Origin of the sequence: Streptomyces parvus (assembly GCF_014648875.1) — a bacterium.
Lineage (GTDB): Bacteria > Actinomycetota > Actinomycetes > Streptomycetales > Streptomycetaceae > Streptomyces > Streptomyces parvus.
On sequence record NZ_BMRY01000001.1, the window covers coordinates 204,019 to 217,895 of the forward strand.

The following is a 13,877-nucleotide window of genomic DNA, read 5'->3' on the forward strand; positions in this document are numbered from 1 at the left end:
GGGAACCGGGGCGACGGAAAAAGGCTCCGCCCCTTCACCGAGGTGAGGGGGCGGAGCCTTTGACGCGTCGACCGGTCAGTCGTTGCCGTTGCCGCTGCCCGGCGTCGTCTTCTGGATCTGGAGCAGGAACTCCGCGTTGGACTGGGTCTTCTTCATCCGGTCCAGGAGGAGTTCGATCGCCTGCTGCTGGTCGAGCGCGTGCAGCACCCGGCGCAGCTTCCAGACGACCGCCAGCTCGTCGGTGCCGAGCAGGATCTCTTCCTTACGGGTGGAGGACGCGTCGACGTCCACCGCCGGGAAGATGCGCTTGTCCGAGAGCTTCCGGTCGAGCTTGAGCTCCATGTTGCCGGTGCCCTTGAACTCCTCGAAGATCACCTCGTCCATGCGCGAGCCGGTCTCGACGAGCGCGGTGGCCAGGATGGTCAGCGAGCCGCCGTCCTCGATGTTGCGCGCGGCACCGAAGAAGCGCTTCGGGGGGTACAGCGCGGTCGAGTCGACACCACCGGACAGGATGCGGCCGGAGGCCGGCGCCGCGAGGTTGTACGCGCGGCCCAGACGGGTGATCGAGTCGAGCAGGACGACCACGTCGTGACCCAGCTCGACGAGGCGCTTGGCGCGCTCGATGGCCAGCTCGGCGACGGTGGTGTGGTCCTCGGCGGGGCGGTCGAAGGTCGAGGAGATGACCTCGCCCTTCACCGACCGCTGCATGTCGGTGACCTCTTCCGGACGCTCGTCGACCAGGACGACCATCAGGTGGCACTCGGGGCTGTTGACCGTGATCGCGTTGGCGATCGACTGCAGGATCATGGTCTTGCCGGTCTTCGGCGGGGCCACGATGAGCCCGCGCTGGCCCTTGCCGATCGGGGCCACCAGGTCGATGATCCGCGTCGTCAGGACGTTGGAGTCGGTCTCCAGGCGGAGCCGGTCCTGCGGGTAGAGCGGGGTCAGCTTCTGGAACTCGGGGCGGCCGCGGCCGGACTCCGGCGCCATGCCGTTGACCGAGTCGAGGCGGACCAGCGCGTTGAACTTCTCGCGCCGCTCGCCGTCCTTGGGCTGGCGCACCGCGCCGGTGACGTGGTCGCCCTTGCGCAGGCCGTTCTTGCGGACCTGGGCGAGCGAGACGTACACGTCGTTCGGGCCCGGCAGGTAACCGGAGGTCCGGATGAACGCGTAGTTGTCGAGGATGTCCAGGATGCCCGCGACGGGGATCAGGACGTCGTCCTCGGCCACCTGCACATCACCGGCGAAGTCGTCGCGCCCGCGGCGGCCTCGGCGGTCGCGGTAGCGGCCACGACGGCCGCGGCGGCCGCCCGCCTCGTCGTCGAAGTCGTCCTGCGGACCGTTGTCACGGTTCTGCTGGCCCTGGCCGCCACCGCCCTGGCGCTGCGGGCGCTGCCCGCCACCGCCCTGCTGGCCCTGGTCGTCGCCCTTGTTCCGGCGGTCGCGCTGACGCTCGCGGCGGCCCTCGCGGTCACCGCGGCCCTGGCGGTCGCCACGACGGCCCTCGGCCGTGTCGGCGGCGTTCTCGGCCCGGGCGTCGCCCTTGGGCTCGGCCCGCTCCTCGGTCTTCTGCTGGGCCTCGGGCTCCGCCTTCGCCTTGACCTCGGTCTTCACCTCGGTCTTGGTGTCGGGGCTGCCCGCCTGCGCGGTGGCGCGGCGGCGACGGCGCTCGCCCGCGGGCTGGTCGTCGCTGGCCGGCTGACCGGGGATGTCGATCTGCTGCTGGGCGGCCGTGCTCTTCTCGGCGGCGGCAGCGGCGCCCTCGTCCCCGGTGCGCGCCTTGGAGGTCGCGCGGCGCTTGGGCTTGCTCTCCGCCTCGGCGGGGGCCTCTGCGGCCTTGGAGGAGGCCTTGGGGGCGGCGGATCCGCCGCCCGCCTGCGCCTCCTTGATGACCTCGATCAGCTGGCTCTTGCGCATCCGCGCGGTGCCCCTGATGCCGAGGCCGGACGCGACCTGCTGCAGCTCGGCCAGGACCATGCCCTCGAGGCCGGTGCCGGAGCGGCGGCGCCGTGCGGTGGTGCCAGTGGCAGCACCTTCGGCGGGCGCGGCGCTGTCGACGTTCTTGTCGGCAGTCACGCCCATCAGATCGGTGGTGTCGCTCACGAAGGGTCCTTCCCTGGAGCGGACGTCGGCCTTCTGGCTCGGCGACCGGTTGTGCTGTCCGACTGCGGTCTGTTGATCTTGCTGGATCGCGGACCTTGCCGGGGCGGTGGTCCGCCGGGTACGGCGGAGAGATGAACGTGCGGGGTCCGGCGCGAGATCCCCCTGCTCGGCCCACTCCTGGACGAGCGAGGGGTGTCGTGCCGGTTCCGGAGCGTGCTCGAAACTGCTCAGGCAGGCTGCTCAGGCAGTTGGGGAGGCTCCCGGAAGAATGGTGGTCCCGGAGGGGGACACGAAGCAACGCGCCTCAAAGACGTCGGTTGCAGACTTGAGGTTAACACTACCGGCTCCAACAAACATTCCCCCTCTCGCTCACCGGTAATCACATGCGGTTACGCGGCCAGCGGCAGCACACTGGCGCCCGACGCGTCGAGGGCCAGCCGATTCGCCGCCCAGCCCTCCCCCGCCAGTCGGGCGACCTTGTCGGCCGAACCCTCCTCCGTCAGCGCCAGGACCGTGGGTCCGGCGCCGGAGATGACCGCGGGCACACCGTCGGCGCGCAGGCGGTGCACCAGCTCCACGCTCTCCGGCATGGCCGGGCCCCGGTATTCCTGGTGGATCCGGTCCTCGGTGGCGGCGAGCAGCAGCTCGGGGCGGCGGGTCAGGGCCTCGACGAGGAGGGCCGCCCGGCCGGCGTTGAGCGCCGCGTCGACGTGCGGGACGGTGCGCGGGAGCAGGCCGCGCGCCGTCTCGGTGAGCACGGGGCGCCCGGGCACGAAGACGACGGGCACGACGGTGTCGGCGGGGTCCATCCGGATCGCCCGGGCCGAGCCGCCGTCCATCCAGGCGAGGGTGAATCCGCCGAGGAGACAGGCCGCGACGTTGTCGGGGTGCCCCTCGATCTCGGTCGCCAGCTCCAGCAGGGCCGCGTCGTCGAGGCGGGCGTCGCCGCCGGTCGTCACGGCGCGGGCGGCGACGATTCCGGCGCAGATGGCGGCGGAGGAGGAGCCGAGGCCGCGGCCGTGCGGGATGCGGTTGGCGCAGACGATCTCCAGCCCGCGGGGCTGGCCGCCGAGCAGGTCGAACGCGGTGCGCAGGGAGCGCACGAGCAGGTGGCTCTCGTCGCGGGGCAGGGTCTCGCTGCCCTCACCTGCAATGTCGATGTGCAGCCCGGAGTCGGCGACCCGGACGACGACGTCGTCGTACAGCCCCAGCGAGAGGCCGAGGGCGTCGAAACCCGGCCCCAGGTTGGCGCTGGTGGCGGGGACGCGCACCCGGACGGCGGCGGCTCGGAACGCGGGACCGGCCATCGGTCGGACCACTCCTTGTAAGGCGGCGGGGATGCAGTGCGGTGGATCTGCGGCGGCGGGGTCTGCGGGGACGGGGGCGGGACATGGTGCGCACCGGGGTGTACACGGGGATCCGGTGGCCCGTCCCGCGTTCGCCCACGACGGCTGCCGTACCGCAGCGGACCGTCGGGCGGGTGTCGGGCGGATGGGGTACAGCTTATCGAAGGAAGGTTCTGTCGCGACATAGGGCGCACAGGAGGCGCACGATGCGTGTCGCCCGCCTCCTATGCGCTCTCCGCCCCGGAAAGAGGGCGGTTGAGCTGGGTTGTCACGGTTGACCGGGTGGCGTCGGCACGGGCGGCGTCACCCTGGTCGGCCGGTGGGCCGCGGCGGCTGCCGCGGCCCGTCCGGCAAGGCCTCGAAGACCTCAGACGAGCCCGAGCTTCTCGGCGGCGGTGGCCGCGTCGACCGGGACCGTGACCGGCTGCGGGGCGCCCGCGACGGCCCAGTCGGGGTCCTTGAGGCCGTTGCCGGTGACCGTGCAGACGATCTTCTGGCCGGGGTCGACCTTGCCCTCCTCGGCGGCCTTGAGCAGACCGGCGACGGAGGCGGCCGACGCGGGCTCCACGAAGACGCCCTCCTGGGAGGCCAACAGCCGGTACGCGGACAGGATCTGCCGGTCCGTCACCTCGTCGATGAAACCGCCCGACTCGTCCCGCGCGGCGAGCGCGTAGGTCCAGGAGGCCGGGTTCCCGATCCGGATCGCGGTGGCGATGGTGGACGGGTCCTTGACGACCTCGCCGCGCACGATGGGCGCGGAACCGGAGGCCTGGAAGCCCCACATGCGCGGGGAGCGGGAGGAGACGCCGTCACCGGCGTACTCGGTGTACCCCTTCCAGTACGCGGTGATGTTGCCCGCGTTGCCGACCGGCAGGACGTGGATGTCGGGGGCGTCGCCGAGCGCGTCCACGATCTCGAACGCGGCGGTCTTCTGGCCCTCGATACGGACCGGATTGACCGAATTGACCAGCGCCACCGGGTAGTTGTCCGAGAGCGCGCGGGCCAGAGTGAGGCAGTCGTCGAAGTTGCCGTCGACCTGGAGGATCTTGGCGCCGTGCACGAGGGCCTGGCCCATCTTGCCGAGCGCGATCTTGCCCTGCGGTACGAGGACGGCGCAGACCATCCCCGCGCGCACCGCGTACGCCGCGGCGGAGGCCGAGGTGTTGCCGGTGGAGGCGCAGATGACGGCCTTCGCACCCTCCTCCTTGGCCCGGGTGATGGCCATGGTCATGCCGCGGTCCTTGAAGGAACCGGTGGGGTTGGCGCCCTCGACCTTGAGGTGCACCTCGCAGCCCGTGCGCTCGGAGAGGACCTGCGCCGGTACGAGCGGCGTACCGCCCTCACGAAGCGTGACGACCGGCGTCGTCGCCGTGACCGGAAGCCGGTCCCGGTACTCCTCGATGATGCCGCGCCACTGGTGGGTGCCCTTGCTGGTCATGGGTCCTTTACTCCCCTTCAACACGCATGATGCTGGCGACACCGCGCACGGTGTCGAGCTTGCGCAGCGCTTCGACGGTCCCGGAGAGGGCGGCGTCGGGCGCGCGGTGGGTGACGACGACGAGGGACGCCTCGCCGTCCTTTCCCTGCTGGCGGACGGTATCGATCGATACGCCCTGCTCGGCGAAGACCGTCGCGACCTGGGCGAGGACGCCCGGCTTGTCGGCCACGTCGAGGCTGATGTGGTAGCGCGTGACGACCTCGCCCATGGGGCTGACCGGCAGGCGCGTGTAGGCGGACTCACCGGGTCCGGTGGCCTCGCCCAGTTTGTTGCGGCAGACCGCGACGAGGTCGCCGAGGACCGCGGAGGCGGTCGGGGAGCCGCCGGCGCCGGGCCCGTAGAACATGAGCTGCCCGGCGGCCTCGGCCTCCACGAACACCGCGTTGTACGCCTCGCGGACCGAGGCCAGCGGGTGGCTGAGCGGGATCATCGCGGGGTGGACGCGGGCGGTGACGGAGGCCCCGTCGGCGGCGCGCTCGCAGATGGCCAGCAGCTTGACCGTGCAGCCCATGCGGCGGGCGGAGGCGATGTCGGCGGCGGTGACCTCGGTGATGCCCTCGCGGTGCACGTCACCGATCTTCACGCGGGTGTGGAAGGCGATCCCGGCGAGGATCGCGGCCTTCGCGGCGGCGTCGAAGCCCTCGACGTCGGCCGTCGGGTCGGCCTCGGCGTACCCGAGGGCGGTGGCCTCGTCGAGCGCCTCGGAGTAGCCGGCGCCGCTGGTGTCCATCTTGTCGAGGATGAAGTTGGTCGTGCCGTTGACGATGCCGAGCACCCGGTTGACCTTGTCGCCGGCGAGCGATTCGCGCAGCGGGCGTACCAGCGGGATGGCCCCGGCGACGGCGGCCTCGTAGTACAGGTCGCGGCCGTACTTCTCGGCGGCGGCGTGCAGGGCGGCGCCGCCCTCGGCGAGCAGCGCCTTGTTCGCGGAGACGACGCTCGCGCCGTTCTCGAACGCGGTGGTGATGAGCGCCCGGGCGGGCTCGATACCGCCGATGACCTCGACGACGACGTCGATGTCGCCGCGCTGCACGAGCGCGGTCGCGTCGGTGGTGATCAGTGCGGGGTCGATGCCCTCACGCACCTTCGAGGGCCGGCGCACGGCCACACCGGCGAGCTCGACGGGCGCGCCGATGCGCGCCGCGAGGTCGTCGGCGTGCGTCGTCATGATGCGCGCCACCTCTGAGCCGACCACACCACAGCCCAGCAGCGCCACCTTCAGCGGACGCGTACGCATCATCCGACCTCGTTTCTCATACATGCACATGTGGGGACCAGTCTCACTCACCGGACGGGAGTTTCTGACCCCCGTCCGGATCCTGAGATGACTATTTCATCAGCCGACATCGAGACGCAGGAGATCTTCCTCCGTCTCGCGCCGGACGATCACGCGCGCCTCGCCGTCCCGGACGGCGACGACCGGGGGGCGCAGCGCGTGGTTGTAGTTGCTCGCCATGGAACGGCAGTACGCGCCGGTGGCGGGGACGGCGATCAGATCACCGGGGGCCAGGTCGGCGGGGAGGAACGCGTCCTTCACCACGATGTCGCCGCTCTCGCAGTGCTTGCCGACGACCCGGACGAGCATCGGCTCGGCGTCCGAGGTGCGCGAGACCAGCGCGACGCTGTACTCGGCGTCGTACAGCGCGGTGCGGATGTTGTCCGACATGCCGCCGTCGACGCTGACGTACGTCCGCAGCCCCTCCAGGGGCTTGATCGTGCCGACCTCGTACAGCGTGAACGCGGTGGGTCCGACGATGGCGCGCCCGGGCTCGACGGAGATCCGGGGCGTGCGCAGCTTCGCGGCCTCGCACTCCCGCGTGACGATGTCGCTGAGCGCCTTGGCGATCTCGTGCGGCTCGCGGGGGTCGTCGTCGGAGGTGTAGGCGATGCCGAGGCCGCCGCCGAGGTCGATCTCGGGCAGCTCGACGCCGTGCTCGTCGCGGATCTCGGCGAGCAGCTGGACCACGCGCCGGGCGGAGACCTCGAAGCCGGCCATGTCGAAGATCTGCGAGCCGATGTGGGAGTGGACGCCGATGAGTTCGAGGCCGTCGAGCGAGAGCGCGCGGCGCACGGCCTCGGCGGCCTGCCCGTCGGCGAGCGCGATACCGAACTTCTGGTCCTCGTGCGCGGTGGCGATGAACTCGTGGGTGTGGGCCTCGACGCCGACGGTGACGCGGATCTGCACGCGCTGGCGCACACCGTGGCGCTGGGCGATGTGGGCGACGCGGACGATCTCCTGGAAGGAGTCGAGCACGATCCGCCCGACACCGGCCTCGACGGCCCGCTCGATCTCGGCGACGGTCTTGTTGTTGCCGTGGAAGGCGATGCGGTCGGCGGGCATACCGGCGTCGAGGGCGGTGGTCAGCTCCCCGCCGGAGCACACGTCCAGATTCAGCCCTTCCTCCTTCAACCAGCGCACGACGGCACGGGAGAGGAAGGCCTTGCCGGCGTAGAAGACGTCGGCGTCGGGCCCGAAGGCGTCGGCCCAGGCGCGGCAGCGGGCCCGGAAGTCGCTCTCGTCGAGGAAGTAGGCGGGGGTGCCGAACTCCTCGGCGAGCCGGGCGACGGCGATCCCGCCGACGGTGAGGGCGCCGTCCGCGTCACGGGTGACGGTGCGCGACCAGACCTTCTCGTCCAGGACGTTGAGGTCGGCGGCGGGCGCGGAGTAGTGCCCCTCGGGGAGGACGTCGGCGTGACGGGGGCCTGCGGGGTGTGCGGAGCGGCTCATCGTGATGCTCTCTCGGGTCTCTTCTGATCTCGTCAGAGATGTTCGGGCGCGCGGATGCCGAGCAGGGACAGGCCGCCTGCCAGCACCGTCCCGGCGGCTTCGGCGATGGCCAGCCGGGCGCGGTGGGCGGCCGAGGGTTTCTCGTCACCGGCGGGCAGGGGCGGGCAGGAGTCGTGGAAGTCGAAGAACGCGTGCGCGACGGCTTCCAGCTGCCGGGCGACCCGGTCGGGCGCGCGGTGACGGGCCCCGGCGAGCAGGACACCGGGGTGGTCGGCGATGAGGTCGAGGAGGGGGCGGGCGGCGGCGACGTGGGCGGGCGGCACGGCGGGCTCGGTGTTCGCGGCGTACGCGGCGTTCGCGGCGGGGCTTGTGCCGTACGCGGCGGGCCCGGCGGGGCTTTCGCCGTACGCGGCGGGCCCGGCGGGGCTTTCGCCGTACGGGGCTGCCTCGGAGGTGAAGCCGAGGGCGGCGGCCCCGTGGGTGAGGGCGCGGGCCCTGGCGTGGGCGTAGCGGACCCGGAAGAGCGGATTGGCCTCGCCCTGGACGAGCAGTTCGGGGCCGAGGGCGGCGCGGTCGTGTCCGGCGGCCCGCAGGAGCCCCCAGCGGGCCGCGTCGGGCCCGAGCCGCTCCAGCAGTTCGCCCGCGGTGGCCCCGGCGGGGACGGGCCGGATCCCGGTGAGGGGTACGGGGGGTGTCCCGTGCGCGTCGACGGTGACGCCGAGGCGGACCCAGTCCGGGTCGGGCGGTTCGGCGCAGGTGGTCCGCACCCGGGCGCCCTGGGCGGTGAGGAGGCGGCGCACGGTCTGGGCGGTGACGGCGGCGCGGACCTCCCGCGCGTGGTGGAACTGGTGGTTCTCGTCCCGGAGCGCGTCCCCGTGCCCGTACGCGAGGCCCTGTTCCCGTACGGCGGCGAGCACGGCCCGGTCGCTCTCGGCCGGGGCGTCGAGGGTGAAGCTCAGGAACCCGGGCCCGGTGATCTCGACCCGCCCCACGCCGGGCTCGGCGGCGACGCGTTCACGCAGGATGCGGGCGACCTCCAGGGCGGGCAGCGCGGCGGGCCCGGCGAGCTGGAGGGCGACGGCGCAGGCGTAGTCGCCGCTGCCGCCGGGCCGGGTCCGCTCCACTCGCACGCGCGCGGGCACGGGTGCGCGCAACGCATCCTCGTCGACCGCGCGGCGCACGGCGTGCAGCACGGTCCGGGAGAGGTCGGCGGGGGTCACGGGTCAAGCGTAGGTGAGAGAGGGGGGCACTTCGCGACCCGGTTTCGCCATCCGGTCAGCCGGGCCCGGTTCCACGGCGCGTGGGAGCCCGCCCCGGCCCGCCACGCCGGTCAGCCGGCGGCGCTCCCCGCCCGCCCGGCACCGCGCCGTCCGTCCGCCGAGGGCTCTTCCTCCCCGGTCACCAGCCGGCGCATGATCCGGACCAGTTCGCTCGGCTCGAACGGCTTCGCGAGGAACGCGTCGACCCCGGCCACGACGCCCGCGTCAACCTCGTCGGGCGTGCAGGCGCTGATGACGGCGATGGGAAGATCACGGGTGCGGGGGTCGGAGCGCAGCCGGGTGGCGGTCTCCAGACCGTCCAGCCGGGGCATCACGACGTCGAGGGTGATGGCGTCGGGGCGCACTCTCCCGACCAGGTCCAGGGCCTCGACACCATCGGCCGCGGTCACGACCTCGAAGCCCTCCAGCTCGAGATTGACCCTGATCAGCTGCCGGATGACCTTGTTGTCGTCGACAACAAGCACGCGGCCGTACGCCCCTGACACCCTTCGAGAGTAGGTCGGCCGGAGGGGCGGCGTCCGGGTTTTGTCCACTTCCGCCCCCGGACGGGTGGCCGTCGCCTCCGCGGAATACCTGTTCACGGACACCCCGTGGGAGCTGGTAGTGTTTCACCCGTCGCAGAGCAACACCGCGATTCGCCCCCGTAGCTCAGGGGATAGAGCATCGGCCTCCGGAGCCGGGTGCGCAGGTTCGAATCCTGCCGGGGGCACTCCGGATCAAGACCCTGACCTGCAGGAATGCAGATCAGGGTCTTTTGCTTCCATGCCAAAACGCACACGGCCTCCGGACCGTTGCTCATTTCGAGTCGCGTAGCGCCCCGAACGACGCACCCTGCCTCCTCTGTTGGCAGATTTTCGCAGGTCAAAGTCACTTCGCGAGGCATTCGGTGGCCGTACTCACGGCGAAATTCCGACCGTGTCGCCAACCCACAGGCCAAGAACGTCTCTTTCCCTGAAAACCGCGTTTGACCTGCCTGAATATGGCGGACGGCACACCGAAACGCACACGGTGTGGTGGGTCGTCACTCTTTCCCCCTCCGTCGGGCACCAAAATGACGATGTGTGGCGCGGGCGTCTCTTCGGTGGCAGCCAGGCACAGGAGGTCCTGCATGCCGTGTGGGGTGGCGGCCCCGGTCGTCCTTCATGTCCGGGCCGCGCCGGGCTTGTCCTCCGCGCTGCTCGGCCAGGCACCGTCATTCCTCCTTGCCCTTGGCCTTCTTCGGCGCCTGGCGGTCCTGCTGCGACTCGTTGTCAAGCGACTGCCCCGGCGCTCTTTCGTTCTTCTTCGCGGCATCCGGAGACTTACCCTTCTCCGGCCCTGGCGGTTTGGCCGTGTCTCGTGTCAGCCGGGCACAGTAAGCGGGAACCTCCGCCGCGCCGCCGGCTTTCTCCTCGAGGCGCTCCATGGACCGGCTTCGAGGCGCGGTGCCGTGGCGTTCCACTGCACGCAGGTACACCTTGCATTGGGCGCGGGTGTCAGCGTGCTCGGCATCGGGCCCCGGCCCCGGGTGTCGCGAGCGGCCCACCGACGGATCGGGACGTGGTGGCACGGGCAGCTGACCCTCCGGTGTAGCTGTCCGGGACGGTGGGGCACTGGGCTGCTGTGTCGTGGGCGCGTCCTGCCGCGCGCCACCGCCGCGCTCGAAGGGCGAGGGAATCGCCCCTGTCCCGGCCGCGACGGCCACGCCTCCCAGAGTGACGGCGGCGCCCGCCGCCGCGAGCAGTACCTTGAGCGAGGGCATGCGGAAGGGACCGGCCGCGAGAGGGCGCGGTTCGGCAGCCCGCCAGTCGTCCTGGGGCCGTGCGTCCGCGGCACGATCGAACAGACTGCCGTCGTCCCGCGCAGTACGGAAGGCTCTGAGCGCCTGCTCATGCGCCGCGGGGTCGAGTTCACCGCCGCGGGCCGCCGACTTCAGGAGCGCGGTCAATTCTGGGGTTGTGGGGTCTTCCCGTTCCGGTGCCATGCTCATCCTTCGCGGCGGTTCATCGCTGCGACTCGTCCCGCCAGCCTCTTGAGTCCGCGGTGTGCTGCGGATCGTACTGCGCCTGGGCGCTTGCTTAGCACGCGCGCGGCAGATGCACCGTCCAGACCCACGACGACCCGTAGCAGTACAGCCTCTGCCTGATCGCGTGGAAGGCCGCCGATCAGGTCCAGCGCCTGACGGGTGGAGAAGTTCTCCAACACCGCCGATTCGGTGTCCTTCACGTCCGGCACCTGGAGCATGTCCGCCTCGATCACCGAGATCAGCGGGCGCCGCCGTTGCCTTCGCAGGTGGTCCAGTGCCCGGTACCGGGCGATGGTCGCCGTCCAGCCCCGGAACCCCGCGCCGTCGCCGCGGAACCGGCCGATGTCGCGGGCGATCTCCAGCCACGCCTCCCCGGCCACGTCCTCGGCCTCGCCGCCGACCAGCCCGCGCAGGTAGCCGAGGATTCCTGGCTGCACCAGCCGGTATGCCGTTGCGAACGCGTCCTCGTCGCCGCGCTGCGCACGCTCGACAGCCGCGCCGAGCTCCGCGTCGTACTCCCCCACGCTTTCCTCTTCGTGCTGCCTCGGCACCGCACACCGTGCCCGTGTCGCAGGGCGAGCCCCCATGAGATCTGCGTACACCGACACGAAAGCGTCACACGGAGCAGGATCTTCGGGCCGTCGGAACGGTCCGACGGCCGTGCAGCATCAGATAGAAGCGCTGGACCGACTCCTCGGGCCCGCCGGTCTCGAAGCGGTTGACCACCTTCCCCAGCGGATTCCACACCCGCCCGTCAGGCATCCGGACGCCGACGGGCTGGCCGAACAATTCCCGCTGCTGAGGGCTCAGATCCACCCAGTGCGCACCGGCCCTGCGGACGATGACCTCACCGGTGTACCCACCGAGGTTCTGCAGGAGAGCGATCGGCCGCCCCACATGACCGGAACTGCCGCGTCGCGCTCCGTCGATGATGAAGTCGACGAGGCGCAGGCTGGCGACGGAATAGTCGAAAGGAAGCCGACTGCGGGCCGCCAGGCCGCCCACGACCGTGTTCACGTATGCGCGCATGCCGGCCGCGTCGGGCAACGCTTCGTAGTCCAGATCCATGTAGATCCCAGCGACCTGCGCGGGGCGTACATCACGGGCACCGGATGTGAGACCAGTCACTCCGACCGCTCCCGGCTCATCCGACGGCGATACGCGGGCGCGCCGACGGCTCGACCCAGCCCGTGCACCGGTCCATCGTCGCGCGTGGCACGGACACGCAACCGGGCGTCGCGCCTTTGCCGTTGACGTGCAGGAAGATCCCGGCACAGCGCCCAAGCGCGACGGGCTCGCTCCTGAGAGCGAGAACCGGCTCGGCCGACGCCGTGTCCGCGGGTCACGGGACCGCTGGGCCGCCCAGGTACGCGCCGGACCGGTTGTAGGGCCATGCGTTGGCGACGCAACCCTTCAGGCCCTTGATCTGCTGCATCATCGCCGGGGCGGGCTCGCCCGGCCCCGGGCAGGTCTCGTGGCCCCGGCCGATGCCGTGGCCGACCTCGTGGTTGATGATCAGCGCGCGGTAGTCGCCGATCGGCCCATCGAACTCCGGAGAACCCAGCACCCAGCGCTTGAGGTTGACGACCACGTTCTCCCCTACCCGGCAGTTCACCTCGCCCCTGGTCTGGAGACCGGCGGCCCCGCAGATCCGGTCGACCGTGCCGGGCGTGGCGATCTTCACCGCCAGGTCGTAGGGCCCGGAGCTCACCAGCCGGAACGAGTGCGTACCGCTGCGGGCCCAGCCCCGCTTGTCAGCGAGGATCGAGGAAACCTCGGCGGCGGCGTCAGCGGCCCGGATGTCGATGCCGTCCTCGACCATCACCTTGTAGCGCACCACCCGGCTTCCGCTGCCGATAGCTGCCCCGTCGGTGCGGGACATCGTGAACGTACCGGGGCCGGTGGCGGGAACGTCGATGGTGTCGTCCTCCGGGGAGGACGACGGTGACGGCGACGTGGAAGCAGCGGCCTTCAGGGACGGACTGCTCTTGAGGGATGGGCTGGGACTGCTGCTCGGGGACGCGCTGCCGGAATCGCCCGGCCGGGTCGTCAGGGGGGTGGCGGTGTCCTCGGCCACCGCCTCGGCCTGCGTGTCCTGCCAGTGCGCGACGGCTGCTCCCCCGCCCAGCGTGGCGCAGAGGAATGCGCCGATGGCCACCCCGCGTGCCGCATCGCGGTTGCCCGCTTGTCTGCGGCTGCCGGCACGCGCGCGGCGTCTTCGGCCGCCACCGCCGGATGGGACCGATCTGCGCCGACTCGGTGCTTGCCGACCCACGGCTCACCATCCCCCTGGCTGAACGGCGCTGCGCGGCACTGTGCGGTGCGGCGGGCCGATGAATACGGGTGGCCCGGACTGCCCCAGGCGCCCGGCGATCTCATGTCCCCCGGCCCGGCGTGAACCGACGCACCCATCCTGACCAGGAAAGCTTTAGTGGCACAAACAGGCGACGGTCAAACCAACGGACTAACGGGGCATTCCTCGCAACCTGCAACGCGCTCCGCACCTCCGTGCTGGCCTCCCCCTACTCGGCATTTCACCCGCCCAGCCGGCCTTCGACGACGGTCCGGGTGATCAGCGCTCCCCGTCGCACATCAGGCGTAGACCCGCTTGGCCACGGCCTCGTTCGCGGCGGCGGCGCCTCCGGTAGAACCGGCGAAGTTCGCCGATGTGCGCCAAGAGGTCCTCGACCATCCAGTACGGCGCCGTGCCGACCACCCTGGCGTCCAGTTGGGACCGGTGCCGGCGGAGCAGGTCCTGGTCGTCGACGCCGTCGCGGGTCTCGCACGCGCGGCCCCTCACCCTCTCGGTGCTCAGGATCAGCAGAACGTCGACGTGCTCGCCCAGGGTCGCGGCGTGTTCCCCGCCGTGGACCGCACGGAGTGTGCGACGCCCGCCCCGGCGTCGTCTCCGTCCGAG

Annotated in this window: 12 protein-coding genes, 1 tRNA gene and 1 pseudogene; 1 reads left to right on the plus strand and 13 read right to left on the minus strand. The window is 71.6% G+C overall.

Annotated features, from left to right (window positions below; genetic code table 11):
• Positions 1 to 75 precede the first annotated feature (75 nt).
• From rho to IE140_RS00895, 7 genes are all read right to left on the minus strand, one after another.
• On the minus strand, positions 76 to 2,103 hold the full coding sequence (rho, locus tag IE140_RS00865) for a transcription termination factor Rho (RefSeq protein ID WP_093442037.1): 2,028 nt from the start codon (positions 2,101 to 2,103) through the stop codon (positions 76 to 78).
• Between the two features lie 389 nt (positions 2,104 to 2,492).
• Positions 2,493 to 3,410, minus strand: coding sequence for a homoserine kinase (gene thrB, locus IE140_RS00870; RefSeq protein WP_075264223.1), 918 nt, complete (start codon positions 3,408 to 3,410; stop codon positions 2,493 to 2,495).
• A gap of 406 nt (positions 3,411 to 3,816) precedes the next feature.
• Positions 3,817 to 4,887: a threonine synthase gene (gene thrC / locus IE140_RS00875; protein ID WP_150195391.1), complete on the minus strand. Its 1,071-nt coding sequence runs from the start codon at positions 4,885 to 4,887 to the stop codon at positions 3,817 to 3,819.
• A 7-nt stretch (positions 4,888 to 4,894) separates the two neighbouring features.
• Complete coding sequence (locus IE140_RS00880) at positions 4,895 to 6,184, minus strand: homoserine dehydrogenase (protein ID WP_150195417.1); 1,290 nt, start codon at positions 6,182 to 6,184, stop codon at positions 4,895 to 4,897.
• 99 nt (positions 6,185 to 6,283) lie between these two features.
• Positions 6,284 to 7,675, minus strand: coding sequence for a diaminopimelate decarboxylase (gene lysA, locus IE140_RS00885; RefSeq protein WP_150195393.1), 1,392 nt, complete (start codon positions 7,673 to 7,675; stop codon positions 6,284 to 6,286).
• A gap of 32 nt (positions 7,676 to 7,707) precedes the next feature.
• The gene (gene nrtL, locus IE140_RS00890) at positions 7,708 to 8,895 is read right to left on the minus strand and encodes an ArgS-related anticodon-binding protein NrtL (RefSeq protein WP_150195395.1); all 1,188 of its coding nucleotides are present in this window, start codon (positions 8,893 to 8,895) and stop codon (positions 7,708 to 7,710) included.
• A gap of 110 nt (positions 8,896 to 9,005) precedes the next feature.
• The gene (locus IE140_RS00895) at positions 9,006 to 9,440 is read right to left on the minus strand and encodes a response regulator (RefSeq protein WP_229826655.1); all 435 of its coding nucleotides are present in this window, start codon (positions 9,438 to 9,440) and stop codon (positions 9,006 to 9,008) included.
• Positions 9,441 to 9,592: 152 nt separating this feature from the next.
• Here IE140_RS00895 and IE140_RS00900 point away from each other — a divergent pair.
• Positions 9,593 to 9,664, plus strand: a tRNA-Arg gene (locus tag IE140_RS00900).
• 483 nt (positions 9,665 to 10,147) lie between these two features.
• Here the strand turns inward: IE140_RS00900 and IE140_RS00905 are convergent.
• From IE140_RS00905 to IE140_RS00925, 6 genes and pseudogenes are all read right to left on the minus strand, one after another.
• Positions 10,148 to 10,918, minus strand: a complete 771-nt coding sequence (locus tag IE140_RS00905; protein ID WP_189459979.1) for a hypothetical protein — start codon at positions 10,916 to 10,918, stop codon at positions 10,148 to 10,150.
• 2 nt (positions 10,919 to 10,920) lie between these two features.
• Positions 10,921 to 11,484 carry an RNA polymerase sigma factor gene (locus IE140_RS00910; RefSeq protein ID WP_229826656.1) on the minus strand — a complete coding sequence of 188 codons (564 nt, stop codon included), beginning with the start codon at positions 11,482 to 11,484 and terminating at the stop codon, positions 10,921 to 10,923.
• Positions 11,485 to 11,575: 91 nt separating this feature from the next.
• Complete coding sequence (locus IE140_RS00915; protein WP_167533502.1) at positions 11,576 to 12,028, minus strand: hypothetical protein; 453 nt, start codon at positions 12,026 to 12,028, stop codon at positions 11,576 to 11,578.
• A gap of 76 nt (positions 12,029 to 12,104) precedes the next feature.
• Positions 12,105 to 12,248: pseudogene (locus IE140_RS36740) on the minus strand (L,D-transpeptidase family protein); the annotation flags it as partial.
• Between the two features lie 54 nt (positions 12,249 to 12,302).
• Positions 12,303 to 13,118, minus strand: a complete 816-nt coding sequence (locus tag IE140_RS00920; RefSeq protein ID WP_229826657.1) for a DUF3152 domain-containing protein — start codon at positions 13,116 to 13,118, stop codon at positions 12,303 to 12,305.
• A gap of 414 nt (positions 13,119 to 13,532) precedes the next feature.
• Entirely contained in the window at positions 13,533 to 13,760 is a 228-nt protein-coding gene (locus IE140_RS00925; protein WP_150195403.1) for a hypothetical protein, read from the minus strand.
• Between the last annotated feature and the right edge of the window lie 117 nt (positions 13,761 to 13,877).